The sequence below is a fragment of the Sulfolobus tengchongensis genome, from assembly GCF_036967215.1.
GTDB classification, from domain to species: Archaea; Thermoproteota; Thermoprotei_A; order Sulfolobales; family Sulfolobaceae; genus Saccharolobus; species Saccharolobus tengchongensis_A.
Map to the genome: position 1 here is coordinate 725,517 of NZ_CP146016.1, position 15,355 is coordinate 740,871.

General features: G+C 34.1%; 10 protein-coding genes, 2 pseudogenes and 2 CRISPR repeat arrays. Of the genes and pseudogenes, 4 read left to right on the top strand and 8 right to left on the bottom strand.

Going from position 1 to position 15,355, the window contains the following annotated elements:
- The first annotated feature begins 474 nt into the window (after positions 1-474).
- Positions 475-702 (top strand): AbrB/MazE/SpoVT family DNA-binding domain-containing protein, encoded by a 228-nt coding sequence (locus V6M85_RS03320; protein WP_338602962.1) that lies wholly within the window; start codon positions 475-477, stop codon positions 700-702.
- Entirely contained in the window at positions 686-1,084 is a 399-nt protein-coding gene (locus tag V6M85_RS03325; RefSeq protein WP_338602965.1) for a PIN domain-containing protein, read from the top strand. Before V6M85_RS03320 ends, V6M85_RS03325 begins: the two co-directional genes overlap by 17 nt.
- Before the next feature lie 233 nt (positions 1,085-1,317).
- On the opposite strand, the gene V6M85_RS03330 is transcribed toward V6M85_RS03325, so the two are convergent.
- From V6M85_RS03330 to V6M85_RS03345, 4 genes are read right to left on the bottom strand one after another with little or no spacing between them, the layout of a single operon-like run.
- Positions 1,318-2,214, bottom strand: coding sequence for a 3-methyl-2-oxobutanoate dehydrogenase subunit beta (locus V6M85_RS03330; RefSeq protein ID WP_338602968.1), 897 nt, complete (start codon positions 2,212-2,214; stop codon positions 1,318-1,320).
- A complete protein-coding gene (locus tag V6M85_RS03335) occupies positions 2,202-3,362 on the bottom strand; it encodes a transketolase C-terminal domain-containing protein (protein ID WP_338602970.1) in 1,161 nt (386 codons plus the stop codon). Before V6M85_RS03335 ends, V6M85_RS03330 begins: the two co-directional genes overlap by 13 nt.
- Position 3,363: 1 nt before the next feature.
- Positions 3,364-3,630 (bottom strand): 4Fe-4S binding protein, encoded by a 267-nt coding sequence (locus tag V6M85_RS03340; RefSeq protein WP_338602972.1) that lies wholly within the window; start codon positions 3,628-3,630, stop codon positions 3,364-3,366.
- The gene (locus V6M85_RS03345) at positions 3,623-4,171 is read right to left on the bottom strand and encodes a 2-oxoacid:acceptor oxidoreductase family protein (protein ID WP_338604560.1); all 549 of its coding nucleotides are present in this window, start codon (positions 4,169-4,171) and stop codon (positions 3,623-3,625) included. Before V6M85_RS03345 ends, V6M85_RS03340 begins: the two co-directional genes overlap by 8 nt.
- Before the next feature lie 731 nt (positions 4,172-4,902).
- A CRISPR array of direct repeats spans positions 4,903-6,619; the repeat unit is 24 nt; unit sequence CTTTCAATTCCATAGAGGATTAAC.
- A gap of 524 nt (positions 6,620-7,143) precedes the next feature.
- On the opposite strand from V6M85_RS03345, the pseudogene cas4 reads away from it, so the two are divergent.
- Positions 7,144-7,531: pseudogene (gene cas4 / locus V6M85_RS14180) on the top strand (CRISPR-associated protein Cas4); the annotation flags it as partial.
- Between the two features lies 1 nt (position 7,532).
- A pseudogene (locus V6M85_RS03350) lies at positions 7,533-7,789 on the top strand (CRISPR-associated endonuclease Cas1); the annotation flags it as partial.
- A 903-nt stretch (positions 7,790-8,692) separates the two neighbouring features.
- Positions 8,693-10,217: a CRISPR direct-repeat array (repeat unit 24 nt; unit sequence GTTAATCCTCTATGGAATTGAAAG).
- Positions 10,218-10,732: 515 nt separating this feature from the next.
- On the opposite strand, the gene V6M85_RS03355 reads toward V6M85_RS03350, so the two are convergent.
- The 4 genes from V6M85_RS03355 to V6M85_RS03370 all read right to left on the bottom strand — a co-directional run bounded on the left by V6M85_RS03355 (position 10,733) and on the right by V6M85_RS03370 (position 15,302).
- Positions 10,733-13,228, bottom strand: coding sequence for a GH116 family glycosyl-hydrolase (locus tag V6M85_RS03355; RefSeq protein WP_338602975.1), 2,496 nt, complete (start codon positions 13,226-13,228; stop codon positions 10,733-10,735).
- A 266-nt stretch (positions 13,229-13,494) separates the two neighbouring features.
- A complete protein-coding gene (locus tag V6M85_RS03360; protein WP_338602977.1) occupies positions 13,495-13,686 on the bottom strand; it encodes a hypothetical protein in 192 nt (63 codons plus the stop codon).
- 269 nt (positions 13,687-13,955) lie between these two features.
- A complete protein-coding gene (locus tag V6M85_RS03365) occupies positions 13,956-14,486 on the bottom strand; it encodes a DUF973 family protein (protein WP_338604562.1) in 531 nt (176 codons plus the stop codon).
- Positions 14,487-15,302, bottom strand: coding sequence for a thermopsin family protease (locus tag V6M85_RS03370; RefSeq protein ID WP_338604565.1), 816 nt, complete (start codon positions 15,300-15,302; stop codon positions 14,487-14,489).
- Positions 15,303-15,355 lie beyond the last annotated feature (53 nt).

Below are 15,355 nucleotides of genomic sequence, written 5' to 3' on the forward strand. Positions count from 1 at the left end.
TAAAGTGTTCAAATAGTACATAAACTAACTTAGCTAGACAAAATGCGGTTATGTTGTTAGTCGCGTTGGTAACTTCGTACTCTATATATAATGAACCATTATACCAAGTAATTGATAGTGAAGTTATGATTAAGCTCTTACTGAATACCATATCATATTGAGAATATGGGAGGGAGTTTCATCAATGAGTATTAGAGGAAGAACCGAAGTTAAAAGTGATGTTATTAGTCGTTTCATGATATGATGGTTAGTATACGGGCACTTCTCATAATAGTTCTTTATGTGTGTGAACTCTGCTGTTCATCAGAAAATACAAAGCAGTAGAAGTTTAAGCGTATTCGTGATGTTGTAATTACCATTAGCAAAGAATGTTGCGACTTACGTTCTAATAGGGACCTATAGTGTTTACTGACATGCCTAACACTCTGTTTGATAGTAGAAATACTTAAATAGTAGTAATTGAGATAGTAACTCGTGGAAAGAGTTAAAGTAACTAGAAATTATCAAGTTACAATACCTGCCTCAATAAGGGAAAAAATAAATCTGAAAGAAGGTGACGTTTTAGAGGTTTACTTAAATGGTGAAGAAATCGTTTTCAGAAAAGTTAAAACTACAAGACCTAGGATAACACTGAATGAAAAAATTACTGTCGAAAAAATTGAAAAATACATTGAGGAGGGATTAAGTGAAAGCGGTGATTGACACAAATGTTCTAATTTTCGACTACGTCGAAAACTCAGAATTTCATAAAGAAGCTGAAGAGTTGTTAGATTACCTAGAAGGATGGGTTATTCCCGCAATAGTTATTCATGAATTCATTTGGTTTTTGAAAAGGGAGAACTTGGACTCTCACATCGATGATGTAAAGGCTTATATAAGGAATGAGAAGAGCGAGATAGTTGGGGAAACGCCTGAAATAATTCTTGACGCTATATCAATTCTTCAGCAGAGAAAACTATCCCTATCTCACTATAACGATTTGATAATATTATCTCATGCAGTGAAGAATAACTTACCATTAGCTACATTTGATGAAGGACTCAAATCAGAATGTAAAAGATTAAAAGTGAAAACTTTACCCTAAAAAGCCATTATACAAGTTGATTTCTGACTTCCTCCCCGCCCTTAAAAAGGCGAAACATTTTTGTAATTTATAGGGCATTACATGCTGTCGCCTCTAACAATTTACACTGTGAATTCGTAGGAAACTGTCTGGTTTTGAACGTTACTCGAAGAGAGAGTTCAAAGAGTAACGTAAGTTTTGAAAAACTACACAATTTGTTAAATAAAAGAGAGAAAAAGGAAAAAGAAAAATTTTTACCTTTTTACAATCTTATAAATCTCCTCCCACATCTCATCTACATCTTCTTGTATTTCCTTTATCTGCTCTTCACTGAGTTTAGCAAATCTGCCTTGCAATTTAAGATATTCTATTACGGGTTTCCTATTCTTCTTATCTAGCAAAGTCTTACTTATACTGGTAAGTCTAAATTCCCCATTCTCTATCTCGAATAATGGCCATATTCCAGTTTCCACTGCAAGTTTAGCTATTTCAATAGTTAGACTGGAATCGAAGTTCCATCCAGGAGGGCATGGCGAAAGTAGGTGGATGTATCTGAAACCGCGAATTTGTTTAGCTTTCTTCACTTTGGCTTCATAATCAAATGGATAAGCTATAGATGCAGTAGCTACGTAGGGCACCTTATGTTCTGCAATTATAAACGGTAATGGTTTCTTAAATTCCCTTTTTCCCTCTGGCGTAGTAGTAGTCCACGCTCCTTTAGGAGTCAAACTTGAACGTTGTATTCCAGTGTTCATGTACGCTTCATTATCGTAGCAAACGTATAGTATATCCTCATTTCTTTCCGCTGCTCCACTTAAAGCGGCGAAGCCTATGTCTGCTGTTCCTCCATCACCTGCCCATACTGCAACTATTGCGTCTTTATCTCCTCTCATTCTCAATGATCTCACTATCCCAGAGGCTATGGACGCTGATGAAGCGAAAGCGCTATGAACGACGGGTACGGTTGAGGGCATTCCGCTGGTATCGCCCATTATTATCGTTGAACACGATGCAGGAACCACTAAGACTGTCTTTTCTCCAAGTACTTCTAATAATATGTCCAGTTCTCTAGGTATTGGACAGCCTGCGCACGCTGCGTTTCCTCTATAGAATTTCGGAATTCTCTTCGGCTGAACGCTCACAATAACCACCTCTCCTCCTCTAATCCATCGTTTAACAGATCTTCCATTACGTTTTGGAAGTGTAAGGGTCTAACGTCTTTTCCTCCTAAACCAGCTATAACGCTATAGACTGGTACCCTGTATCCATAAAGTGCTGATTTGACCTCATTCGCTATAATTCCTCCAGAACCAAAGGAGTAAGCTCTGTCAAATACTATAACTCCCCTCATGGATTTCAAATACTCAATTATTTTCTCTTTGGGAAATGGTCTGAATACGCGAATCTTCAGCAAGCCGACTTTGACTCCTTGGTCTCTTAACCTATCTACAGCTACTTTAGCGTCACCACTCCAAGCTCCCATGGTCACATACATGTACTTGGCATCTTCACATTTATAACACTCAACTAATCCGTATTGCTTTCTTCCACTTATTTTCTCATACTCCCTCATTATCTCCTCTATAACGTTCTTAGCCCTTTCCATAGCTTTCATGGCATCGTATCTGATTTTGAGGTATTCATCTGGCTGTGCTATGGGCCCAATTCCCACTGGGTCAGAGAAATCGATTAAATTGAATTCTCTAGGTGGTAGGAAGGAATCAACTTCGTAGTCCTCCAATACTTCTACTCTCTCCATAGTGTGAGTGAGAATGAAACCGTCAAAGCCTATCATTACAGGCATTATGATCCTTTCATCCTCTGATATTCTGAAGGACTGGATAGTTAGGTCATAGGCTTCTTGAACGTTTTCAGCCATCATTTGAATCCATATGGCATCCCTCTTACTCATGAAGTCTTGATGGTCATCCCAGATGCTCCAAGGTTCAGCTATTGCTCTAGTCGCAACTGCAGCAACTAAGGGAACCCTTTGCCCGCCAGCCCAATATATCATTTCCGTCATGTAAAGAAGACCTTGAGAAGATGTGGCTGTAAACACTCTGGAACCCGCTAATGCGGCACCGTAAATTGCTGCCATGGCTGAGTGTTCACTTTCCACCCTTATCAGCTCTGCCTTTAATTGACCGCTACTAATGTACTCTGAAAGCTTTTCTAGCATCGTAGTCTGTGGTGTAATTGGATATACTGCTAAAACCTGGGGCTTAGCCTGCTTTACCGCATACGCTACTGCGTGATTTCCAACTAATGCTAAACTTCTTCTCTTTAAAGCCTGAACCATTTCATTTCACCTCCCTCACCATTTCAATTGCTTTTGTGGGACAAACTTGAGCGCAAACTCCGCATCCCTTACAGTAATCGTAGTCGATTTGAGGTAGAAGATTTTCCAGTAAATCTATGGTATTCTCTGGACAGTAAATAACGCACAATCTACATTTCGTACATTTATCGTAATTAATTACGGGTTTTTGAATTCTCCATAAGCCAGTCTTCCCAGCTGAACCGATTTTAGGCCTAGCTATGGGTATAAGGGCTGGGACTTTAATCAACTCTTTTCACCTCCTTATATCCTCGTTCAACTGCTTCTACGTTCAACTCACCTAATTTACCAGAGAACTGATCCTTAACTGCTTCTTCTAGGGCAGTGAGTGATGGCTGACCTAATATTCGTACTAAAGCCCCTACCATTGCGGTGTTAACGACAGCCCAACCTGCTATGACTAAGCCTAATTCCTTAGCTATAGAAGTAGCATTTACAATGTACTCATTTTTCCATGCTCTCTTAGCCTCCGGTGTATTAAGTAATAAGAACCCATTACCCTTTAACCCCTCAGTTACGTTAACTATTTGAAGAAGAGAAGGATCAAATACCGCTACCCCGTCTGGATTGTAAACCTCCCTGTGTAGGAGTATTGGCTTATCAGAAAGTCTAATGAAAGATACTACTGGTGCCCCTCTTCTCTCACCACCATAAAATGGGATTGATTGTCCATACTTATCTTCTAATACTAAAGCCTTAACTATCAATTCTCCTGCTGTAACTACACCTTGTCCCCCTCTACCCCTTAAAGCTAATTCAATAAGCATTATACCACATATTAATAATTTCCTTCAAAGAAGAAAATACTGTTTTAGAAAAGAACAACATAAAAATGTTTAACGGCATTAAACACATTACCCCTTAATATTGATCAGCCTATCTAAGAGAAATGAGACATGAGTAAATTGTGAAGATTAGTATTGTAGTTTATAATAATAATAATAGAAGAAGATTATCTACCATATTTTGTATTTATTCCCCACTAATTGGCAATACGTATACTATACTATTACTGACAGTTTACGGAAAATCCACTTAATGACCTATCCGTTAAAAGATGATGAAGAGTTCTCCTTCTTATCAAATTGGACTTAATTTTAAATAAATACGCTATAATTATATATATATATTAAAAAATAGTTAATCTTATTTTCTAATCTTAAATTAAATAGTGTATGTAAAGCGTTAATTTCCGTTAATTACTAGTCATCATATTTATAATATATAAAAAATATAAGATTAGATCTCTCTATGAATGTGAAAGAAATACTCATCTTTGATTATACTATTATATAATAATGGATGATTATTTATAACTACACGAAGTTACGTTTATGATTACATTAAAATCACCTTTCAGACGAATACTATCTGCTACACAGTGGGCTTAACAGGGTTTCAAGTTAATCGCAAATTTAGATGAGGTAAAATTCACACTCGCCTAATTTTTTCTTTACTTTAGTTAAAGAGGACAAAAATTATTGCAGTCTCTATCAGTTGTATTATAATTCCATAGAGGATTAACAAGAGGTAATTTTGATTGGGAATTGGTAGAGAGTTTAGAGGAACTTTCAATTCCATAGAGGATTAACTCAGATGGGCAATCTGTTGAGGTGTATGAATATATACCGCCCTTTCAATTCCATAGAGGATTAACTAGGATCTAGATTGGATAATTAGTAAAGGTGAGTATCTAGTAGACTTTCAATTCCATAGAGGATTAACTAGTAATAAGGCATGAGTTACTACAAAAACAAAAAGAAGATATCTTTCAATTCCATAGAGGATTAACCAAGACAATACTAACTGATAAATACACGTATCGCTTATATTTCTTTCAATTCCATAGAGGATTAACGGGTTAGGTGTATTATTGGTAATCGCAGGAGCAGGTATCACTTTCAATTCCATAGAGGATTAACATGTTATACTGAACATCTTTGATGTTAAGGCTTACGTCAACTTTCAATTCCATAGAGGATTAACCATTAATTTAGTAATTAGTGTTAGAGTCTTCAGTTAGAGACTTTCAATTCCATAGAGGATTAACTTATACTGAGTTATAAGAACTCCTGCACTGTTATATTGCAACTTTCAATTCCATAGAGGATTAACTACATAGCAGAGTGAAAGATTTGCATAGCATAGCAGAGTACTTTCAATTCCATAGAGGATTAACAGGAATTCATGAAGAAATACCCTCGTTTTCCAGATGAGTTAAACTTTCAATTCCATAGAGGATTAACAGAAGCGTATAATGTACAAGAGATAGAGAAGTTGCTTAATCTTTCAATTCCATAGAGGATTAACACCAATGCTCCTGTTGTCATTAAAGCATTTGAATACCTAAAACTTTCAATTCCATAGAGGATTAACCTGTTATTCAGTTTTGGCTTAGGCGCTGCAGGGTTTGGGTTCTTTCAATTCCATAGAGGATTAACGGTAAGGGTGTGGATGCACCAGAAACACCAATACCAGCCAGCTTTCAATTCCATAGAGGATTAACTCGAAAGTGTAGAGCAAGAAACAAACGGTAATCTAAGTTTCTTTCAATTCCATAGAGGATTAACATCGCCAGGCGTTGCCCCATTTCAATCTGGACATTCTTATCTTTCAATTCCATAGAGGATTAACTTCTATTACTATGTGACTGTCTGGCAATAAAATGACATTACTTTCAATTCCATAGAGGATTAACAATAAATATTCTCCCTCTGCTTAGTGTATTGTCACTATATACTTTCAATTCCATAGAGGATTAACAATGCAGACAGTAGTAATCGTGCTGTTAATGGCAATGTCATAAGCTTTCAATTCCATAGAGGATTAACTTGAAAACCTTCCTAAGCGTGATCTTGAAATCACTCACGAACTTTCAATTCCATAGAGGATTAACTAAGCCAGTACCAGCAAATGGCACAGATTGACCCAGCGTTCTTTCAATTCCATAGAGGATTAACTTCTAATGCGGAACTAGGTGTATTTACATAAAATGGAAACAGCTTTCAATTCCATAGAGGATTAACTAATATATTTTCTTAATCTATCTAAGACTTCTTTAACTTTCTTTCAATTCCATAGAGGATTAACACTTAAGATTATTAGCTAACGTTGAAACGTCGTTATTTGACTTTCAATTCCATAGAGGATTAACCGAAATCATTTTCATCGACCTCCTCAGTCTGTTCTTCAACCTTTCAATTCCATAGAGGATTAACAGAGGATTTTTTAACCTTCTTCTTATTTTCTTTTTCCTTTTCTTTCTTATAAGTTTTTCTCTTCCTTACACTTTGTATTTCTCTCTTCTTGTTACCTATTTTATTCTATTCCCGGGTTTTGTTGGGATTTTCACGACTTCTCTATAAAGGTAATTAATTTAGGTTAACGTCCTACCTGTATTCTTATTAAGGTTTAACGTCTTCCACTATCAAACCCGGGAACAAAAATTCAAATAAATTTTATTCTTAGTTATTTTCTATTGTTATTTATTAATATTCCTTCATTATAATTAAAGGAAGATGACAAAGACTGTAAGAATAGATGATGTAACTTAAGCAGGAAGAAATCTCGTTTAATTTCCATTTCCTTCATTTCTTTTCATATTATCCTAACTTTTCCTGCGGAAGTAATACTTTCATTTCTTTCAAATATTTTCGCTCCTCCTCTCTACTCCAAATTTTCTTGAGGAAATTTTTCTTCTCTCTATCCCACGCTTATTAGATTTTATACAAAAATCAAATTTATGAAGTTGCAAATAATAAGGCAGTTTAGGAGGCTTCACTCTTATAAGGCTTCAGATCCTGTAGAGGAGGAGCTATGAAGGTGGAACTTTACCCATAAAGCCTAGGAGACATTTCTCCCTGTCAATAGTAGATGTAGCTTATGGTATTGCGATACTAAGAGAGATATTTATCTTATCTAAGAAAAGTCTGAATTGGTTACGAAAGAGCCTTGACCACAGTTTTACAAATACTGCCTCAATGTCTATAAAGCATTTTTAGTAGATTTTCATTTCAGACTTCTCTGATTCTACTGGATTTTTGCCAATTATCTCGGAGTTTAAAAAAGTTGATAATTCTCCTTTAGGTCTTTCATCAAGACTTTCAATTGATGCAATAACTCAAATGTCATTTCCCGGGAAGGAATGTAGATTCAGTAGATCAGTTTAATCTAGCTTTGAATTACTCTTACGCAATTCTCTATAATAGAGTAATGAAATATCTTTTTATTGCCTGTTTAGATTTGGGTTTTATTCATAAAGATTGACCGGGAATGAAAGTCTTATTCATGACTTTTCAGTGATGTTTAAGCCTTACGTTGATTTTATTCCAGTAAAAGCCTTTAGAGAAGTTTTTAGATTGAAAATAAAAGAGGGGTTAATTGATAAAGTAGGTATAAGTTCAATTGATCTATTCCTTTAATTATTACGTAGCCGTATTTTTAAAATCAGACAGTTTACTCAACACAGTTTTCTCACTTTCCCTACTTCAACAGCTAGATCTCTTGGACTTGTTCCGTTATTTTTCCTATTGAATGCAACATTTTTATTTCCTCATTTGAAAGGTTTCTTATTAATGAATTAATCTCATTAGAAGTAAAAGAAATTGCTTTTGTAACCTCAGCTTCGTCCCTAACATAAATAAATAGTATATTTCTTTCTACTAACTTGAATTGAAATAAAAAGAAGAAGAACATTTAGTATCCTCATTCCTATGATAACTCAGTAACAATTGGTTCCGGCAAAAGTAATAATATGCTTATTAACTGATAAAGTGTATTATGGAAAATCAGATAATGAAATGTCATAAACTTCTGGTAAGGGATAATTCAAACGAATAGAATTAACTTTTAGATTTTCTATTGTTACCTTCACTCCTTCCAAAATGGGTGAAGAGACTAAAATAATGAACTAATCCTTCCTCCTAGGCTGAAGTTTCAGTTAACAATCCTAGAAGATAAGTCTCTAAAAATCCAATTGTAACAAAATATGACTTTACCATGAGTTAATATTGACGTTATAAGTATAAATTTATTTTTATATAGATAAATAAAATTTATTTGAATTTTTGTTCCCGGGTTTGATAGTGGAAGACGTTAAACCTTAATAAGAATACAGGTAGGACGTTAACCTAAATTAATTACCTTTATAGAGAAGTCGTGAAAATCCCAACAAAACCCGGGAATAGAATAAAATAGGTAACAAGAAGAGAGAAATACAAAGTGTAAGGAAGAGAAAAACTTATAAGAAAGAATAGGAGAAAACAAAATAAGAAGAGGGTTAAAAACCCTCTGTTAATCCTCTATGGAATTGAAAGTTTAATCGCTTTCATGAACCTCTCTAACTTCAAATTTAGAAGGTTAATCCTCTATGGAATTGAAAGTGATTTGTATACGATAAGTTGTACTAGCGTTTATCTGGATATGTTAATCCTCTATGGAATTGAAAGAGCACTATAATAATTGCTATAACATTTGTAGAAGATTTCTTGTTAATCCTCTATGGAATTGAAAGTTTCAGCTTCAGTAAAATACTTCTAGTGATAATTATGTCTTTGTTAATCCTCTATGGAATTGAAAGCAGTCTGTAACTGTTGGTGCGTCATCATCGTCAACTGTGTCGGTTAATCCTCTATGGAATTGAAAGATAGTAACGTCATCAGGGAATAGTCGTAAAACGCTTTTCACGTTAATCCTCTATGGAATTGAAAGTCATCTGATGTCCTGTTATATGTCACTTTATATCCTGCATTTCTAGTTAATCCTCTATGGAATTGAAAGTTATATTGTTGACGCTGATAAGAATGTGATCACTGTCAAGTTAATCCTCTATGGAATTGAAAGTCTTCGAGTGCAAACTTCCTGTGAATTTGCAACATCAACAATTGATAATCCTCTATGGAATTGAAAGTTTTCTTTGTCGTAGATGATTGATTCTAATATGTTGTTTTGATAATCCTCTATGGAATTGAAAGATGATATAGCTCAGGATATGGTAATTAACATAAAATTTAATGATAATCCTCTATGGAATTGAAAGACCTGTGTAGTTTGCTGAATCGCATTAACAGCCGTCACAGGATAATCCTCTATGGAATTGAAAGAGAATTAGCGACTTAGCAATAGAAACTCGTGCTCTAATTTGATAATCCTCTATGGAATTGAAAGATGGTAGAGAGTTAATATACTTTGCTTCAAGGCATCCAAGACTTGATAATCCTCTATGGAATTGAAAGCTATTTTCTCCTTCCAAGAAGATGTAGAGATCTTGAATCTCGATAATCCTCTATGGAATTGAAAGCAACTTTCTTGCTTTTGTAAATATAATTCACAAACTCCTGATAATCCTCTATGGAATTGAAAGTACTTCATTGCATAGCTATCGAGTAACATTAGCGTGTCTTCGATAATCCTCTATGGAATTGAAAGATCGTCTCATGTAGTGAATCTAACCTCATTAATATTCTCTTTAAGATAATCCTCTATGGAATTGAAAGAACTGACATGTAAGCGTTCTTCTGTGGCTCAGAAACGAAAAGATAATCCTCTATGGAATTGAAAGCTATTTGTTGAACAAGCTTACTAGGTGGATATTCAACGTGATAATCCTCTATGGAATTGAAAGAGTGTTTGCTGATTGAGAATAAGATAAAGTAGTTATAAAAGATAATCCTCTATGGAATTGAAAGATTTACATGTCTCAACATGCTTTTTCCATTCTTCCTCGCTATGATAATCCTCTATGGAATTGAAAGTTTGTTTTTTCTCTATATCGATCTGGCTAATTAGTTTATTGATAATCCTCTATGGAATTAAAAACATTTCAATCCGCCCACCACCAGAGGTGTTACATTGTAGTCATGAAAATTAGTATGTGATATGATACTAAATCAGTTCTTCTTTAATTCTTTATTTTTAACATATTCTAACCACGCCTTATTAAAGGGGGTAACAGTACGTGAGGACACCTTACTTTTCATAACAGCAAACAAACTCAAAAAAAGTATACTAATACTACTTATATGAGGGGTAGCTATTTCTTTCAAGCTATGCTTATTAGTCTTAATGTTTTTACATTGAAGCATTAATTATGCTAAGAAATATCATAAGCCTAGCGTTACAATAGATATTCCAAGTGACATTGAAGCATTAATTATGCTAAGGTTACCTTGCTCATTATGACTGGTCACTATTCGTCTCATGGTAACCCTAGCACATGTGTTTTTTCGCTAGGGTTTTACGTCGGAATTTTTGTATATACAATTTTATTAAGTTCCTATTTTTGCATATTTCATACTGATTTTCATGACTGCATTCTAACGCTCCCAGTACTTTTATTCGAGTGTAATTAGTAATTCTTTTTCCGCTATTATTTTTCCTTCAATTTTTCTTCCATCAGCAATTATCTCCTTTATCTTCTTTCCTTCAATTAATATCTCATCCAAATCTATTTTTCCTTCAATTACGTTAATCCTTACGTCCTTTTCCTCTACATTAATTTCTCCCCAAAATTGTGGTAATATTATGATCCATGAAAGGTTAGTTACTGGGTTTAAGATTAGTCTTTTGCCATCGAATTTTAAGCCTAAGTATGCTGGAATAACTAAGAGAGATGATAAAGGTCTAGAGTAGTGTGATCCCCATTCCCAATGGTTCCAGAAATTCCCTGCAATAGAATATCTATCGTATATTTCTCTTAGAACCTTTTTAGCTTCATCAATCATCTTTTCGTATAATAAATGAGATGCTAAATAGAATTCGACTCCACTCCATGGAGTATCTTGTTGAATTGACGCTTCAATCTTGATTGGATTTTCATAGCTTCTCATTAAAGGTCTATAGCCATCTGGGTAAGCTCCATTTATCACACCTTCTTCCTCCTTAAAATTATATTTCATTATTGATGATAGTATCCTCTTGACTTCTTCTCTTGTAAGTAAACTATCGTTAATTAGATTAAGGTAAAACTCTCCAATTAATTGAGATGCGTTATTTGCCTTATCTCTAAAACCAGATATTGGATCATACCAATTATCAAAATATTCTCCATTCCATAAATACTGCTTCAAAGTAGAAAGCAATTTTTGTACGTCATATCTTTCATTAGCTAACTTATTCAAAATATATAGTGCATCTATGCCTAGCAAAGATGTAAATGATGTTATTCCCACTGTAGACCAGTCATCATAAGTTGACATACTCATACGGAACATATCTTGACCTAAAATAGCATTAACCAAAAGTAAATTGTTTGAAAAACCGCTATCTCCTATTGATTTGAAATAATCATAAACATGCCTCATGAACTCGAAACCTGATGGAAGCTTACTGTAAATCAATCCTTCGTAGGAGTGAGTTCTCAATACGCTTTCCATTCCTTCTTTTGCTCTATTCATTAACCTCTGCTTGAATTCCTCATCGCTTGTATAGAGTGATACTAAAGCCCACATTAGTGTGAATTGAGGGTTTAAGTCATTTCTACCAAACTCATCCGTCTTTCCACCTCTAAATATGAAATGACCAATTCTTCCTTTAGGATCTTTCCCAGTTTCTTTAACAACTTCTTTAACTGTTTCCAATATTCTATCAAAGGTAGCTAATATGGAAGGATCTTTGCTAACTTTTTCAAGGAATTTTGTTTTGTTTTCATGAATCGAAAGTGAATATAAGACGTAAAGTGGACCATAATCTAATGCTTCTACTCTTTCCATTAGGTTCTTAGCTAGTGATGGAAATAAAGATACTAAGACTGGCATAAAGTAAAAAGTTACGTCCACTGTGTTAAAAGCACCATTTAACGGACCGCCTGAATAGCTATAATTATTGTCTTTCCTCTCATCAGAGGAGTTATAGTATCCTTCCCATATGTAAAAGTTTCCTTCTTTACTTAACCACGTTGATTTTACTAAAGTAGTAAGTTGAGAGCCTACTAGATCAGCTATCCAATCTTCAACTCCTTTAGGATTATAAAGGATATCGTGAAACTTTTGAGTCATTGTGGAGAGGTAATTGAAATTATCTTTTACGTAATTTGAAACTTCAACACAGTTCGAGAAGTAATTCTCATAAAAGTGTCCTATTTTTTTACCGTAGTAATCTAAGTGATTTGGAAAGTACCATGAAAGTATAAAGGTCACTTTGTTTCCGTTAACAGTTGCAATTCCCCATTTTTCTCCGGAGTTTTTTACTATCTTTCCTTTTTCCCTAAACTCGTTCCATTCAGCAAAATGTGGAAAATTATCGAGTTTTGCGAAACTTCCATTTTCAACCCTTACACAAAGATTTCCGTTATATCTCGGATCGTTAGATGGTACCTCTCCTGAAAATACTAAGGTATCTCCTTTAAATTCGATCTTTCCATTTTCAAATGGATTTTTTAAGCCTAAAATGAAATCTGAGTTTTCATAAGTATAATACTCAAAGATTGCAACTGGTAAAGATGAGTTCTTTATATCGTGGGGAATGAAGGGTGAAAATGCCTTTAATGTAACTTCAAAATCATCTTTGAATTTTAAATACGCAATTGGAGGTTCACCAACATATTCTACTTCTCTTACTGGTCTTAGCCAAGGAACTGTATAAGGACTCGCTCCAAAGTAGTAATCATATGCTTGTAGAATTCTACTCTTTCCCTTACTTTTTACACCTACAAAGAAATCAAATTGGTTAAGGTAGAATGTATTTCTTATGTCATGTCTTTCGGTAAAGCCACCGTTATTAAATATTGTCCAGTCGTATAATCTTCCGTCTGCTCTTATTTCTATTGATCCAGTTCCTAAACCACCCAATACTACTCCAGAATTTAAGGCATAAGAATACTTGTATTTCATACTTCATAAAGGAAAAGAGTAATTTTAACTTTAATGGGGGTTAAGGGGGCGGAAGTCCCCATCCGATGGATACCCCCTTATAGAAAAAGTTTTCATATCAACATTTGGTTTTAATGGGCTGAAAGAGATGGTAAGACTTATGAGGGATGGGACTGCTGTGGAGGGAAACCTCTGCTATACCTTGTATAGTAAGTTTCCCAAAGAAGCAGTAAATCCTCATCGTGAGGTGAGGATGCTTCGTCAGTAAGAGCAGAGTAGTTCACCCTTTATGATAATGAAGTTGATAATTCTTTTTTACTACGATAGAAAAATAATGATGCCAAAATAAGTAAAGGAATCAGTGAAACAATATCAAAGTTTGTTGAAACCAATATTTCAATAGCTGAAGCGAATATTCTGCTAGCGTTTAGAAATATTTGTCTATTTATTAGATAAACTGATAATAAATTCCTCTCCATATTGTTCCAATTATATACGTCAATTATAGGGTAAATAAGAGGAGAGAAAAATGAGTAGACAAAAAGATAAATAAGAGGATAGATGAACATTGATAATGAAGATAGACTTAATACTAGAGAAGATATCAAAACAATATTATATGGTTTTATCGCGTTCACGTATCAAACTAAATGATAATTGTTATTTTAATGAAGTGGACGTGAGTTTTACTTCTGTTAATCTAGATAAGATAGAGGTACATCTCTGCAAAATTATAAAATATTTTTCTTTATCTCCCTCCAATAGCGTAAACTCTGTAAATAAACCTTCTTCTACCTCTTCTTATTAACAGTGTAATACTATAATGTGCATTTGGTGTAACAGTTACATTAGGAAAGTAGATATGGATTTCATCATAACCTGGATGTAGTTCTTTTGGAGAAATGTAAGTTGAATCAATTCCGTTAAATCTAGCGTTAAGAATTGTTGCATAATCATAAAAGTTAATTCTCAAAATAGCATTACCATTTGGATAAATGTAACTTGGTGCCATAGGTTGGTATTTACTCTCATTTGAGTATTGATTATTGGATTTTCTGAATTTCCTTCTAGCTTTGCGAAAATATGAAATAAATCCTAATATACCAAAGATTGTCATAAGAAGGGTCACATATCCAACTATTTGGGAGATTAGTTCAGTCTTCGAGTAAGTTACTAAATTTTCATAAATAGGCTGGTTTACAGTAATTGTATCGTTAAGTGGAATTTTATAAGTACCTTCAAATACACCAGTTACGTTTTTTGGAATAATGGTGTAAATTTATATCGTTTCTCCGCTTCTTACAAACATCTTATTTGTTTCTATTCCATTTATGTATACTGGGTAAGTTGAGTTTATGTATACTAAATAATACCATGTATAGTTAGGTTTTATTTGATAAAATGTTATTTTTTCGGAAGGATAAATAGTTAAGTTTTTACCATTAAATACTGCAAACGCTGAGGAATTAGCTGAAAAGTTTCTCAAAAACGATATATAAGTTGAATACTTAATATAGCCCTCAAAGTTATGGGTTAAACTTCCATTTATATAAAACGGAATTAAACACGTAATACTAAGGAAAGTGAAAGAAGGCAATGCCGGGTTAAATTGAGTTGTTAATAGTCCTGGTTGTAAATTTCCCAAAGTGACATAAGCGTAACCAGATGGTGAAATTGTAACGTGTAAATTATCAGCCGATTCTGCAGTATCATTTCCATAAGAGTAAACAATAGGAAAGGGAATAAATTTTCCAGATTCCGAGTTGTAATAATATAAAGCTAGATAAGATGACATGTTAGTAAAAGTTGTGTGTTCTCCATATGCAAAACCACCCCAAACAAGTTCTGCATCTAAATAGCCTGACCAATAATAATAATTTCCAATTTTTACTTTTGGAGTTGTAGAATCGTTGATAATAATAAAAGTATTCTTTACATCATTAATTTTAATAAAAGCCTTATCGTAAGTCACCAGTTCTGGAGGAAGAATATCACTTCCATTTTGAACAACAAGATAAGAAAAGTCTACTAGAATACCAGATGAATTATAACTTTCATTTATTAAAAGGTAAGACGCTAAGGGAAAAATTATAATGCATAAAGAATGTTCCCTTAACGTAGTACGTTGAGTTCATATATTTTGATATA